The organism is Helicobacter sp. 11S03491-1 (genome assembly GCF_002272835.1).
GTDB lineage: Bacteria > Campylobacterota > Campylobacteria > Campylobacterales > Helicobacteraceae > Helicobacter_J.
The window spans coordinates 244694-257755 of sequence record NZ_MLAO01000001.1; the positions used below are offsets into that span (position 1 = coordinate 244694).

Below are 13062 nucleotides of genomic sequence, written 5' to 3' on the forward strand. Positions count from 1 at the left end.
TCAAAAGTAATAAGTCATACTCAAGAGGGGATTATAATCCCCAAATTAAAGTTATTTTTAATTTTTAAGATATTTTGTATTTTTGGTTATTTAAAATCTTTTAATAGTAAATCTTGTGTATTCATCACGCCTATACCTTGATCTAAGACTTTCATAGCAATTTCTTTAGCTTCTTTAAGAGAATGCATCTTTGCTGTGCCACACTGATAGATATTGAGTTCAGGGATGTCTTTTTCATCTTTGACCCTCAAAACATCTCGCATGCTTGCTTCCCAAGCATCTCTAACATCATAAGGATTGGGATCTCCTATCAAACTCATATAAAATCCTGTGCGACAACCCATAGGCGAGATATCAATAATTTCTACTTTGGAATTATTGAGATGTTCTCTCATAAAGCCTGCAAACAAATGTTCTAAAGTGTGGATACCTTTTTCACTCAAAATATCTTGATTGGGCTTGCAAAATCTCAAATCAAAAACAGATATTTTATCTCCTTGGGGGGTCTGCATACTTTTGGCTAGCCTTACAGCAGGGGCCGGCATAATGGTATGATCAACCTTGAAACTATCTAATAAAGGCATAAAAACTCCTTAATATTGAGGTATAACATGTTTTTATTATATCCAAGTTAAGATATAATAAAAGTGAAATTCTATTGTTACTAAGGAGAAACATATGAAATACCATCTTGTAATAGGCACCGGCGCCTTGTTATTTTTCTATGGTTGTTTCCAACCACAAAGTCCAAATATCTCAATCCCTACGCAAAAATGTTCTACCCCGCTTGCAAAAATTCATTTAGACTCCATTACATCTGAAAAAAATGATCTCCAAATCAAACCTGAATTACTCAAAACCCTTTTAGAAAAAAATCTGCAAGATCATTGCTTGATTTTAACTCAAACCTCAGATGCGGATACTTATGAAATGAAAATTACTTATGAAACCTCTGCTCAAAGTGCCTCTAAAGAAAATATTGCCACCTCCACATCCCAAAATACTATCCAAACCCAAGTGCATCTTTGGCTCAAAAACGCCACTACTACCAAATCATTTGATGGCAAAAACTCCATACAAATTGATGGAAAAAAGATTCTTAGCATTGGGCAAGATTCCCAAATCACTCAAGAAGATAAGAAACAATCCATAACCAAAGCTTTTGAAGCTGCTTACCATTCAGTGATCAAAAGTTTCCAATAAGGGATTACATGAAAAATATAATTGTTATCTTCATGATAATGTTTATAAGCTATGGTTGCGCCCAAAAAAAGCCTCAAATCCAAAAAACCTTTACAACCATTCAGTGTGAAATGGTTTGTGATGGCAAAAATTGCAACCAAAAATGTATAGGGCTTCAAGAAAAACAATAATGATAATTATGTTTATTTTACATTTACTTTTCTATTCTCATTTATGATAGAATTATGATACAAATTTAAAAATTAAGGAGTCATTATGTTAACAAAAGAAGTTATTAAGTTGTTGAACTCTCAAGTTCAAAAGGAGATGTTTTCTTCAAATTTATATTTAAGTATGAGTTCTTGGTGCTATGAAAATAGTTTTGATGGAGCCGGATTATTTTTGTTTGATCATGCAGAAGAAGAAAGCGATCACGCAAAAAGATTGATAACTTATCTCAACGAAACTGATTCTCACGTAGAGTTAGCAAAAATTGAAGCCCCTGAGAATAAATTCAAAAATTTAGTTGAAGTATTTGAAAAAACTTACAAACACGAAAAAGAAATCACTATTTCTATCAATGAACTTGTCGATCATATGCTTAAAAATAAAGATTATTCAACATTCAATTTTTTACAATGGTATGTTAATGAACAACATGAAGAAGAAGCTCTTTTTAGAGATATAGTTGATAAACTCAAATTAATGGGTGATAACGGAAATGGATTGTATCTTGCCGATCAATACATTAAAAACATCGCCTTAGCAAGAAAAAAATAATCTTCTTTAGATGGCAAATATGCCATCTAAATTCTTTCTATAATACTTTTAGATACAATAAACAAACTCAAATTCCAAAGGAATTTCAATGAAAAAGATTTTATTTTTTTCAGTTATGGCTGCTGTATTTTTAAACGCATCCAATCTGCCTGTCTCTCATCAAACTCCAAAATTTCCTCGACATATCGAAAAATGTATTGATGGGTATCTATATCGAGCCTTTATTAATGATCATAACGAGGTTATTCCGGGATCTGTTTCACAGATTATGGAAAGAGGATCTTTGCATGAAAAAGTATTGCCTAAAACTTGCAAAGAAAATAAAGAAAATTCTGATTCTAAATAGTTTTGCCGGGCTTTTTCCATATTCCTGTGCGAAACACAAGCCAAAAAATGACTGCACGGATATAGGTTTCTATAAAAATCATTACAAAAATCCATTCTACTCCAAATCCAAAATGGAGCAATAGCCACATTGGAAAAATTCTAAATGTCCAAATACTCAGCGCATTAATCCATAATGAAATCTTCGTAATCCCTGCCCCTCTTAACGCTCCATCAAGGACAAATACCCAGATTAATGGAATTTGTGATAACCCCACTGCCAAAAGATAAAGCACAGATATATGGATAACTTCTTCTTGAGTGGCAAAAACAGAAGAAAATTCTTTAGCAAAAATAGCCATAATGAGACCTAAAATACCCATAATTCCGGAAGATATTTTTAAAATTGTTTTAATAAAATCTCCTGCTAAAACAATGCGATTAGCTCCAAGATTTTGTCCCATTAAAGCCATCGCTGCTACCATAAAACCAAAACCGGGCATAAATGAAAATGCTTCAATGCGAGTCCCAATTTGAGACCCGGCTAAAACATTATCTCCATACCCGGATAAAAACTTTGTTGTCAAAACTAGCGAAAATAATGTCAATAATCTCTCCAACCCTGCAGGAATACCAATTTTTAGGGCATTTTGAAAAAATCTATAACGAAATTTGAGTTCAAAACTTAAAAATCCGGATTTTCGGAGCATTAAACCCAATAAAATAATGAATTCCAAGTAAGCAGTCGCAACATTAGCATATCCTGCCCCTACAATTTCAAGCCTGGGAAATCCAAAATTCCCAAAAATGAGCCCATAATTTAACCCCACACAAATAACAGTAGTAAAGATTCTCATCATAAATGGGGTAAGCGTATCCCCAATAGCAGCAAGAGCTGAAATCATGATATTTTTTAGAAACATTACAGGCAAAGAGTAAATAACGATTTTTAAATAAATTTCAGCCAATTCTCTTGAATTTTTCCCCATATCAATCCAATCTAAAAATTTCGGATACCCCCAAAATGCTAAGCCTAACACCGGTATGCAGATAAAAAATGACCCAATCAGCAATGTAGAAAACACTAAGTTAGCATTCTTTTTATCTTTGGCTCCAAAAAATCTTGAAATTTGGGCATTTGTTCCGATATAAAAAATCGCGTTAATCGTATAAAATAGCATGAAAAAATTTAACCCCACGCCAACAGCAACAATATGTTCGCTTGAGAGTCTCCCCATAAAAAACATAGAAATAGCAATGACAAAAATATCTAAAAATGAATTTGCCCCTGAAGGTAGGGCAATATTAAATATTTTTTTGAGTTTTTGCGCAAAACTATAGGTTTCCACTACGATTTCCTAACAGCAAATTCAATTACTTTGGCTTTTTGTTGGTTTCGGCAGATAATTTTTTCTTGTTTGTGCAAAATTTCAAAATCATGAAATGCTTTTTCAAGTTCGCCTTTTTGAAGAATTTTTTGAGCTGCAATATCTGTTGGAAAATCCTTATCTTCTATAAATGTTTCCATCAATAAAACACCTCCGCATTTCAAGCCTTTTGAGATGCCCTCAAAAAGCCTTCTATCTAAAAAATAAAAATTCAAAATCACATCATAAGCTAAAGTTTTTATCTCATAATTATCCAAATCACAACAAATAGGGATTGTATTTTTTATATTTTTCAACGAAAGAAGACCTACTTGAGATATATCTACACATTCACAAACAAAACCTTTTTGAGCCAAAAATTTTGTATTTCTTCCATTCCCGCAAGCAATATCCAAAACCCTTCCTACAGGTAATATTTGGACAAAATTTATCAAAAAATCACTTGGGGTTGTAGGCATCAAATCTTGCTTGTATTTTTTATCCCACTTGAGGGCATCTTCTTTCATTTATATTCTCGTAAATTTTATGAAATCATACTACAAACACGTTGAATAACTTCCATTTTTGAGACTAAGTTGCTAAAATAATAAAAAGGATTTAGCAATGAAAGGCATATTATTAACAAATGGAGTTATCTTAGGAGATGATGGTAAGCGTTATCTTTATTCTCCTATAGATATTAGAGAAGAAAATCCTCTCAAAAAAGGGGATCGCCTGGATTTTATTCCTCAAGAACAAAATGCCAAAGAAATTTTTCTTATTATAGATACAACCCCTCCTCAAACTCAAGATCTCACTTTTTTGAAAATACTTGGTGTGGTCGGGTGTATAATCGGAATGGCAGGGGGATTTTTTATTATCCCTACGATTGCTTCTTTGGTTGTTTTTTTGTATATTTTTTATCGTATTGGCCAAATCTCCGGAAGCAAAACTCTTTTTAAAAACTATTTTATTTCAAGCATAGCCATTGGTTTAAGTATCATTATCGCACTTTTTATTATAGGACCTACATTTATTTTTTCTATATCTTCAAATAGTTTTACTCTATTTAATTCAGGAATTTTTACAAGCTTTTTTATGGTATTTGTCATCATTTTATTAGGGAGTGTTATTTGTTTTGTTTATCTGTATAAAAGCATGTCAGAATTATCTATAATTACAAACAATGGACTCTTTAAATGGTATGCAATTTTTTACCTTATAGGCAATATTACTTTATTTTTAGTTATTGGAGGGTTTATTTTGATATTAGGGTATATCCTCTTTTTATTTGGATGGCTTACAATGGACACGATTAGACCCTCCAGAGAAATCTAACTATCAAAACAATTTATCCCAATATCATAGCCCCTACAACACCAAATACCATCAAAGGGATATTATAAGCAATAAAAGTAGGGACACAAGTATCCCAAATATGATCATGTTGCCCATCAGCATTCAGTCCGGAAGTGGGTCCCATTGTGCTTGAAGATGCCGGGGATCCTGCATCCCCTAGTGCCCCGGCAATACCCAAAAGCAAAATTGTAGCGCTACTGCTAAATCCCAGCGCTACACACAGAGGGCAATAAAAAGCTGCTATTACAGGAATCGTGCCGAATGAAGTTCCAATTCCAAGCGTAATGAGTAAGCCAATCACAAGCATTAATATTGCTCCTCCAAGTTTCCCTCCTACCATGGCAGCTGTTGTGCTTACCAACTCACCAATCCCCCCGCTTTCTTTAAGCACCTCTCCAAAACCTGCAGCAATCAGCATCACAAAGGCAATAAATGCCATCATTTTCATTCCCTCATCAATGACCATATCCATTTCATTCCATTTGATAACTTTGCCCACAAGCATAACTATCAAACCTATAAATGCTCCAAAGGGCAAAGATCCTGTATAAATCTGCACGCCAAAAGCAATAACAGCTCCTGCCATCGTAAAATAATCTTGCAAACTTAAATGCGCATTTGCAACTTTATTTTCTTCTTGAATAAAAACTTCTTCTCGATATGATCGTGGCTTAGAATAAAGCACCAATATAGCTGCAATAAGCCCTACAAGCATACTCAACCCACCTATCCACATCACACTTGCAATATCGCTTAATTTCACATCAATACCATTTTGGATCATTTGATCTCTTAGGATTGTATGAAAAATAAGCCCAAACCCAACAGGTATGCAAATATAAGGCGCTTCAAGTCCGAATGTCAAAGCGCAAGCCACCCCTCTGCGATCAATTTTTAAGCGATTCATCAACCCCAAAAGCGGAGGGATTAGTATAGGGATAAAAGCAATATGAACAGGGATAAGATTTTGAGAAAAACATGCGATAAAAGCAATAAAAAAACATAAAAAAATAGCCCTTCCATTAATGATTGCCGCAATTTTATGGATTAAAATTTTTGTCAAATTTCCTCGTGAAATAGCTACTGCTAAAGCGCCTAAAAGCACATAACTAAGGGCAGTTTCAAGATTCCCTTTCATGCCTGCTATCATGATGTTTATTGTCTGAATCCCTCCCATTCCTGAGATCAGCCCTGCTACCAAAGAAGCTCCGATAATAGCAAGCATCACATTAAGACGAAACAAACATAAAACGCTCATCACAAATACAGCTACAACTACAGGATTGAATAAAATCAAACCCTTCCCCCTTTAATCACAAAATCTTTTTAAAATCTCTGTATAAGCATCGATTCTTCTATCTCTAAAAAATGGCCACATACGACGGACTTCTTCACATCTGTTTAAATCAATCTCTGCTACCAAAATCTCATCATTTTGTATATCTGCCAAACCCAACAATTCTCCTTGGTGACCAAAAATAAAACTGGATCCCCAAAATTCAATCCCCTCAAGCACACCTGAAACATCTCTTTCAAATCCGGTTCGATTTACAGCGACCAAAGGAAGTGTATTTGCAATGCTATGACCTCTTTGCACACCTATCCAAGCATCTCTTTGGCGTTGTTTTTCATCAGCTTTATCTTTGTCAAACCACCCAATAGCTGTAGGGTAAATCAAGATATCAGCACCCTTTAAAGCCATAATCCTTGCGGCTTCAGGATACCATTGATCCCAACATATCAATACACCCAACTTCCCTACACTCGTAACAATAGGTTCAAAACCCAAATCGCCGGGAGTAAAATAAAATTTTTCATAAAATCCCGGATCATCAGGGATATGCATTTTTCGATATTTTCCTGCAATACTCCCATCTTTTTCAAACACAATGGCTGTATTGTGGTATAACCCATTTGTGCGTTTTTCAAATAATGAGGTAACTAAAACTATTTGATGAGTTTTTGCAATCTCACTAAAAAATTGAATATCCTCCTCATAATGACTCCCATAATCAAATTTGGATACATCTTCACTCTGACAAAAATACTCACTGCAATGGAGCTCTTCTAACACGACAAGATTTACCTCTTGAGCACAAGCTTGTTGTATCATTGATTTTGTATGCATCATGGTAGCAAGCCTATCTCCCTTAAAACTATGCTGCAAAGCAGCAACTTTAAGTTTATCCATCAATTACTCTTCTTCATACTCACTATCGGAGTTTTCATAATCATCGTCATCATAGCCATTATATAAAGGGTTTTGATCACTATTATCCTCATCATCTTGATAATCGTCATCATAGTCTTCATCTTCAATTTCATCATCTTGATACATTTTGTAAATATGTTTTGCCAGCATAACCTATCTCCTCTCTAAAATATCCCGAATAACTTCGCTTCCAATTTGCAAACCAAAACTTCCCGTTACTGCACTAAAGCTACCTAATAATTTACATTTTGGATTTTCAGGACTAAATATTACCTTAAAATCACCACAAAAATCTTCTTTTTTAAGTAAATCTCTAAATTTTCTTGCAAATTTATCCCCATAACTTTTCCAAATAGAATCTACGCGAATCTCTAGAGGATTAAGTTTCTTAGCACTCCCTGTAGAGCTGATATATTTCCCATAAGGCAGGTAAGAGCATTTTTTAGCTAAGGCTACTTTAGCAGGGATATCATCAATGGCATCAATAATATAATCATACATGGCAGGATTAAAATTCTCTAAAAATTCTAAATCCAGAGTTTTCTTGATAGGTATTACCCCTGAATACATTTCAGATAAAACTTTTACTTTACCCTCTCCTACTCTATGTGCTCCAATTTGTCTGTTTTGATTGGTAATATCAAAATCATCTCTATCTACAATACTAATCTCTCCTATCCCTGTGCGGTATAAACAATCAAGAGCAAATCCCCCTACCCCTCCAACGCCAAATATAATCAATTTTTTATCTCTAAAATGTTTAAAATCCTCTCCAAACAAAAATTTTGTCCGTGTGAATCTATCATCCATCTATTTTCCCTTAAATAATTTTTGTTATTATTTTAACATACTATAAAAGGCTTTTAAAGTTCAAGAGATTATCATGAAAGGAACAAGTATGAAAAAAATAATTTTATTAATATTATCTGTATGGGGGTTGCTTCATGCAGGAAATTCTATTGAAATAAAGGACTATTTTGGTATCCAAACTCTACCCCAACCAATTAATCGCGTCATTTATTTAGGGAGCTATGCAGAAGTTCCTGCTATGCTAGGCATTTGGGATAAAGTTGTAGGGATGGCAGAATATGGATTTAAAAGCGATATTGTCCAAGCAACAGCCAAAAACTTAAGCAAAATTAAAAAACTAAGCGACGATCATTATGCCGCACTCAATATTGAAGAGCTTAAAAAACTCTCCCCGGATCTTGTTATTACTTATGTAGGAAATCCTCAAGCTGTAAAATTTGCTAAAAAATTTGGTATCAATTTTTTATCTTTCAAAAATACAAATATTCAAAGTGTCATCTCTGATATTACCACACAAGCAAAAGTACTGGGCAAAGAAACTCAAACTCTACCCAAAATAGCCAAAATGGAAGAAATTCTAGCGCTTATACAAGACAAACTCAAGCATATCCCCAATCAAAAGAAAGCTATCGAAATTTTTCACCAACAAAATCAAGTGAGTGGTAAAAACAGCCTTGATTCAGATATCTTGGAGAAAGGAGGGGTTAAAAATATCGCTTTAGAATATGTTGAAAATGGTCGGGCGCAAATCAGCCTTGAAAACATTATTTCTCAAAACCCGGATATTATTTTTATTTGGTGGCTAAGCCCTTATAACCCTCAAGACATCCTTTCAAATCCACAATTCCAAACTATCAATGCAGTCAAGAATAAACAAGTTTATAAACTCCCTCCTATTGATATTGGAGGACCGCGCACACCTCTTATATCTCTTTTTGTTGCCCTAAAAGCTTATCCGCAAGCTTTTAAAGATATTCATATCAATGCTTTATTGCAAGAATATTACCAAGACATCTTCAATCTAACCCCATCACAAACAAAAAAATTCTTATGGGATTAAAATAGTATTCAAAACTCATAAGCCATTTTTGGCTTATGGAAGAAAAATATCCTATTTAACAAATTTAACAAACAAGTGTTTGCAAATAATCTTTAAATGCTTGCATATCTAAATGGTTATTTAAAATCACCCACAAAAGAATTCTTGCTTTTCTTTCACTCAAATACCCTCCCATACAAATCCCTCGTGCCATCAAATCAATCTCTGCACCTATATAACCATAAGTCTGATATACACTGGGACCATCTGTTGTTCTTGTGCAAACAACAACAGGAATCTTTTTGTTAAGTTCGCCAATCTTATAAGCCATTTCTGCGCTAACATGCCCTGCCCCAAAACCTGCAATGACTAACCCATCTTGGGTTTTTTCTACCCAATCTATTATCTCTACCCCACCACTAAGAACTTCTTCATATAAAAACACTTTTTTATCAAGCCTTTTAGGTAGATCAAAAGTTTTTCGATACAATGGGGGATAGAAGTATTCTACTCTCCCCTCAGCAATCAAACCATAAGTTTTGCCATCTGATTCAAAGGTATTTACAAGCAAGCTATGGGATTTTCGCACCCATCTGGCAGCGTGGATTGTATCATTCATCACAACCATCACCCCTCTATTTTTGCTATTTGGACTTATTGCACAAATAATAGAATTATAAAGATTCCTAACTCCTTCTGCCCCAATTGATTCAGGAGTTCGCATTGCACCCATTAATATCAAAGGTTCTGCCCTATCCCATAACAAATCACACAAAAAAGCGCTTTCTTCTAATGTATCTGTCCCTTGTGTAAGGATAACGCCACTTGCCCCCTCATCTACTTGTTTAAATGCCCAATTCAGAGCATCCATAATCATTTCAAATTTCAAATGCCCGCTAGGGAGCTGAAAAAGACCTTGAGCATGAAGGCAAGCAAGTTTTTCAATCCCCGGAATGGCTGCAATAAAATCCTCTGCATTCAAACTTGGAGCAACTCCTTGTCCTTGTGATTTTTTTGTCATTGAAATTGTCCCGCCCAAAGATCCGATAGATATTTTTGGTTTTGATAATGACATTATTTCCTCCTATAATTTTCCGGGTTTTACAGCTAACATACAAAACATTCCTATACAGGTAACTACACCTGCAGCCATAAACATTGCATTATAACCTGAAGCCCAAACCAAATAGCCCGTAAGCGTAGGGGCTAAAACAGAAGCAATATTGCCTAAAAAGTGCATAATTCCACTAAATGTTCCTACTTTTGAAGCAGGGGCAGTATCAATTACTACCGTCCAATAAACCGTATTGGCAAATGAGTTCAGCGCATTACCTACTGTAATAATCGCAATAACCATCGCTGCTGAAGTTGCAAAATTTACAGATAAAAAACTAAGTGTAGTCAGGAATAATAAAATCGCACTAAAATACCCTCGTGCAATACGCAAACTTCCTGTTTTTTTAAACAAAAAATCTGATATTTTTCCACCCAAAAGGATCGTCACACAAGCTCCAATCCAAGGAATCATACCCATATACCACAAGGAAGATAAATTGTATCCAAAGGTATCTTGTAAATATTTAGGCGTCCAAGTCAAAAGCAAAAAATTTACATAATTAAAAGCAAAATACCCCACTGTGTTAAAAATCAATGTCGGGCTCTTAAAAAAATGCCACCATTTTAAATGTCTGTCCTCTTCATAATATGTTGTGGCAATATCACCAATAATTTCAAGTTCTTGTTCTGAAACTTTTGAGTTTTGATGAGGATAATCTGTCATTGATCGCATTAAAAAAAATAAAGCCACAATCCCTGCAACTCCAAGTACAATAAAAGTAATCCTCCAACTCTGCGTCCAAGAGAGTAAAAATACTGCCACAGGAGCAGTAAGCAAAGCACCCAAAGGAGTACTCAACAAACCCATAGACACAACAAATCCTCTCTCTTTGGGGGCTGCCCAATTACTGATAGTTTTGTTGATTACAGAATACGCCGGACCCTCAGCCAAACCAAATAAAATTCTCATAACCCCAAACCCTGCCAAAACAGAACCCCCCATAAACATAAGTCCAATATTTCCGGCATATGCAGTGAGTATCTCAAACACTGACCAAGCAATCCCGGCTACAAGCCAAACTTTTTTAGGTCCGAATTTATCTGCAAGCATCCCTCCAAAAAGCGCTCCAAACATATACCCATAACCAAAAAAGCCCAACACATTTCCCCAAGAAGGCTTATCTAAACCATATTCATTGATAATAAATTCCCCTGAATAAGACAAAGCCCCCCTATCAATATAATTAATAAGGGCAAGCACCAGCACCAAAAAGAAAATCTTATATCGAAAATTTGTATGTCTTACTTGCATTGAATCCTCCTAGATATTTTTAATAACTTCACAAATACTATCCCCCACTTCGGAAGTTGTTGCTTTTCCTCCCATATCCGGAGTTTTAACACCTTCTTTGATAACTTTTTGGATAGCTTGTAAAATAGCTTGCGCCCCTTTTTTATAGATACCTTCTGCATTATCTAAAAATTCTAACATCAGCGCCCCTGACCAAATCATACCAATAGGATTGGCGATATTTTTACCAAAAATATCCGGGGCAGAACCATGCACAGGCTCAAAAAGTGAAGGAAATTTTCTTTCAGGATTGATATTTGCCGAAGCAGCAAGTCCGATAGTACCTGCGCATGCAGGACCCAAATCTGAAAGAATATCTCCAAATAAATTCGAAGCTACTACAACATTAAATCTTTCAGGTTGCAAAACAAACCTTGCGCATAAAATATCAATGTGTTGTTTGTCATATTTGACATCAGGGAAGCGTTTTGCCATTTCTTCAAGCCTTTGATCCCAATAAGGCATGCTAATAGCAATACCATTTGATTTTGTAGCCGAACTAAGAGTTTTTTTGGCTGAATTTTGTGCAAGAGTAAAGGCATAAGCAAGCACTCTATCCACCCCGCGTCTTGTAAAAATTGATTCTTGAATTACAAATTCATTCTCTGTTCCCTCAAACATCTTCCCCCCAACAGCTGAATATTCTCCTTCTGTATTTTCTCGCACTACAACAAAATCAATATCTTTGCTACTCTTGCCTGCTAATGGACAAGGTACCCCTTCTATAAGTCTCACGGGACGCAAATTAATATATTGATCAAAATCTCTTCTAAATTTCAACAAAGAACCCCACAAAGAAATATGATCAGGGACTTTATCCGGCATCCCCACAGCACCAAAATAAATTGCATCATAGCCTTTAAGTATCTCAAACCAATCATCAGGCATCATTTTTTGATGCTTTAGATAATAATCGCAATTTGCAAAATCAAAGTGATCAAATTTGAGATCAAAACCAAATTTTTTTCCTACACATTCTAAAACCTTCAATCCCTCAGGCATCACTTCATTGCCAATCCCATCACCACAAATTACAGCAATCTTAAATATATCTTTTTTCATTTATACTCCAAAATACTCCATCAGGAATTTAATCAAAGTATCTCATAAATAAATAAAATTTTAAAAATTTTTTATTTTTATTTGTTAGAGTGTGTTTCATAATTATACATTTAATAATGAATATAAGATTCAAAATATTAAATAAACTTTATCAATCTGATAGATGGATTGATAAATTCCTAATGTTAGCGTGAATTTTTTGATCTATTTGGATAATAAAATTTTTCAATTTTTAAACTTCATTGACGGAAGATAAAAACATGATTCGCACCTCATTTCTTCCAAAAAGTTTATAAATCTTTTCTATAAGAGCCCCAGCTATTTCTTCTGTAAGGAAAATTCTAAAAACTCCATAATCTTTCCTGCCACTTACTTGTTCTTTTTCACTCAGAAGTAAAGAAGTTGCAGCATATTTATGGCACTCAAAATAATAAAAATCATCAAATCCATCTTCAAGCAATGTATCTACGATACTATCTTTGAGCCTTATATCTGCATAAATTTCAAGCAAAACCATCCC

Annotated in this window: 17 protein-coding genes; 6 read left to right on the plus strand and 11 right to left on the minus strand. The window is 34.6% G+C overall.

From position 1 onward, the window contains the following. Window positions 1–86: 86 nt before the first annotated feature. Complete coding sequence (gene luxS / locus BKH45_RS01065) at window positions 87–584, minus strand: S-ribosylhomocysteine lyase (protein WP_095273616.1); 498 nt, start codon at window positions 582–584, stop codon at window positions 87–89. A 94-nt stretch (window positions 585–678) separates the two neighbouring features. On the opposite strand from luxS, the gene BKH45_RS01070 reads away from it, so the two are divergent. The 4 genes from BKH45_RS01070 (at window position 679) to BKH45_RS01080 (ending at window position 2308) form a co-directional block, all read left to right on the plus strand. After that, window positions 679–1203, plus strand: coding sequence for a hypothetical protein (locus tag BKH45_RS01070; RefSeq protein ID WP_095273617.1), 525 nt, complete (start codon window positions 679–681; stop codon window positions 1201–1203). Between the two features lie 8 nt (window positions 1204–1211). After that, the gene (locus BKH45_RS08780) at window positions 1212–1373 is read left to right on the plus strand and encodes a hypothetical protein (RefSeq protein ID WP_180675557.1); all 162 of its coding nucleotides are present in this window, start codon (window positions 1212–1214) and stop codon (window positions 1371–1373) included. 85 nt (window positions 1374–1458) lie between these two features. Beyond that, the gene (locus BKH45_RS01075; RefSeq protein ID WP_095273618.1) at window positions 1459–1962 is read left to right on the plus strand and encodes a ferritin; all 504 of its coding nucleotides are present in this window, start codon (window positions 1459–1461) and stop codon (window positions 1960–1962) included. A gap of 88 nt (window positions 1963–2050) precedes the next feature. Next, a complete protein-coding gene (locus BKH45_RS01080; RefSeq protein WP_095273619.1) occupies window positions 2051–2308 on the plus strand; it encodes a hypothetical protein in 258 nt (85 codons plus the stop codon). On the opposite strand, the gene BKH45_RS01085 is transcribed toward BKH45_RS01080, so the two are convergent. Beyond that, complete coding sequence (locus tag BKH45_RS01085) at window positions 2301–3635, minus strand: MATE family efflux transporter (RefSeq protein WP_257874465.1); 1335 nt, start codon at window positions 3633–3635, stop codon at window positions 2301–2303. The genes BKH45_RS01080 and BKH45_RS01085 overlap by 8 nt on opposite strands. Beyond that, complete coding sequence (locus BKH45_RS01090) at window positions 3635–4180, minus strand: methyltransferase domain-containing protein (RefSeq protein WP_095273620.1); 546 nt, start codon at window positions 4178–4180, stop codon at window positions 3635–3637. The genes BKH45_RS01085 and BKH45_RS01090 overlap by 1 nt, the downstream gene beginning before the upstream one ends. Before the next feature lie 97 nt (window positions 4181–4277). On the opposite strand from BKH45_RS01090, the gene BKH45_RS01095 reads away from it, so the two are divergent. After that, a complete protein-coding gene (locus BKH45_RS01095) occupies window positions 4278–4991 on the plus strand; it encodes a DUF996 domain-containing protein (RefSeq protein ID WP_095273621.1) in 714 nt (237 codons plus the stop codon). A gap of 13 nt (window positions 4992–5004) precedes the next feature. Here BKH45_RS01095 and BKH45_RS01100 read toward each other — a convergent pair whose 3' ends face one another. From BKH45_RS01100 to BKH45_RS01110, 4 genes are read right to left on the minus strand one after another with little or no spacing between them, the layout of a single operon-like run. After that, a complete protein-coding gene (locus BKH45_RS01100) occupies window positions 5005–6309 on the minus strand; it encodes an SLC13 family permease (RefSeq protein ID WP_180675560.1) in 1305 nt (434 codons plus the stop codon). 12 nt (window positions 6310–6321) lie between these two features. Then, a complete protein-coding gene (locus tag BKH45_RS01105; protein WP_095273622.1) occupies window positions 6322–7203 on the minus strand; it encodes a carbon-nitrogen hydrolase in 882 nt (293 codons plus the stop codon). A 3-nt stretch (window positions 7204–7206) separates the two neighbouring features. Beyond that, window positions 7207–7374 (minus strand): hypothetical protein, encoded by a 168-nt coding sequence (locus tag BKH45_RS08785; RefSeq protein ID WP_180675562.1) that lies wholly within the window; start codon window positions 7372–7374, stop codon window positions 7207–7209. A gap of 3 nt (window positions 7375–7377) precedes the next feature. Then, the gene (locus tag BKH45_RS01110; RefSeq protein ID WP_095273623.1) at window positions 7378–8034 is read right to left on the minus strand and encodes a ThiF family adenylyltransferase; all 657 of its coding nucleotides are present in this window, start codon (window positions 8032–8034) and stop codon (window positions 7378–7380) included. A gap of 88 nt (window positions 8035–8122) precedes the next feature. Between BKH45_RS01110 and BKH45_RS01115 the strand changes: the two genes are divergently transcribed. Then, window positions 8123–9094: an ABC transporter substrate-binding protein gene (locus tag BKH45_RS01115; RefSeq protein ID WP_257874466.1), complete on the plus strand. Its 972-nt coding sequence runs from the start codon at window positions 8123–8125 to the stop codon at window positions 9092–9094. Window positions 9095–9158: 64 nt separating this feature from the next. On the opposite strand, the gene BKH45_RS01120 is transcribed toward BKH45_RS01115, so the two are convergent. The 4 genes from BKH45_RS01120 to BKH45_RS01135 form a co-directional block, all read right to left on the minus strand. Then, the gene (locus BKH45_RS01120; protein WP_095273625.1) at window positions 9159–10148 is read right to left on the minus strand and encodes an asparaginase; all 990 of its coding nucleotides are present in this window, start codon (window positions 10146–10148) and stop codon (window positions 9159–9161) included. Between the two features lie 9 nt (window positions 10149–10157). Then, complete coding sequence (locus tag BKH45_RS01125; RefSeq protein ID WP_095273626.1) at window positions 10158–11441, minus strand: MFS transporter; 1284 nt, start codon at window positions 11439–11441, stop codon at window positions 10158–10160. A gap of 9 nt (window positions 11442–11450) precedes the next feature. Further along, entirely contained in the window at window positions 11451–12542 is a 1092-nt protein-coding gene (locus tag BKH45_RS01130) for a tartrate dehydrogenase (protein WP_095273627.1), read from the minus strand. Window positions 12543–12774: 232 nt separating this feature from the next. Continuing rightward, window positions 12775–13059 (minus strand): DUF3240 family protein, encoded by a 285-nt coding sequence (locus BKH45_RS01135; protein WP_095273628.1) that lies wholly within the window; start codon window positions 13057–13059, stop codon window positions 12775–12777. Window positions 13060–13062: the final 3 nt, after the last annotated feature.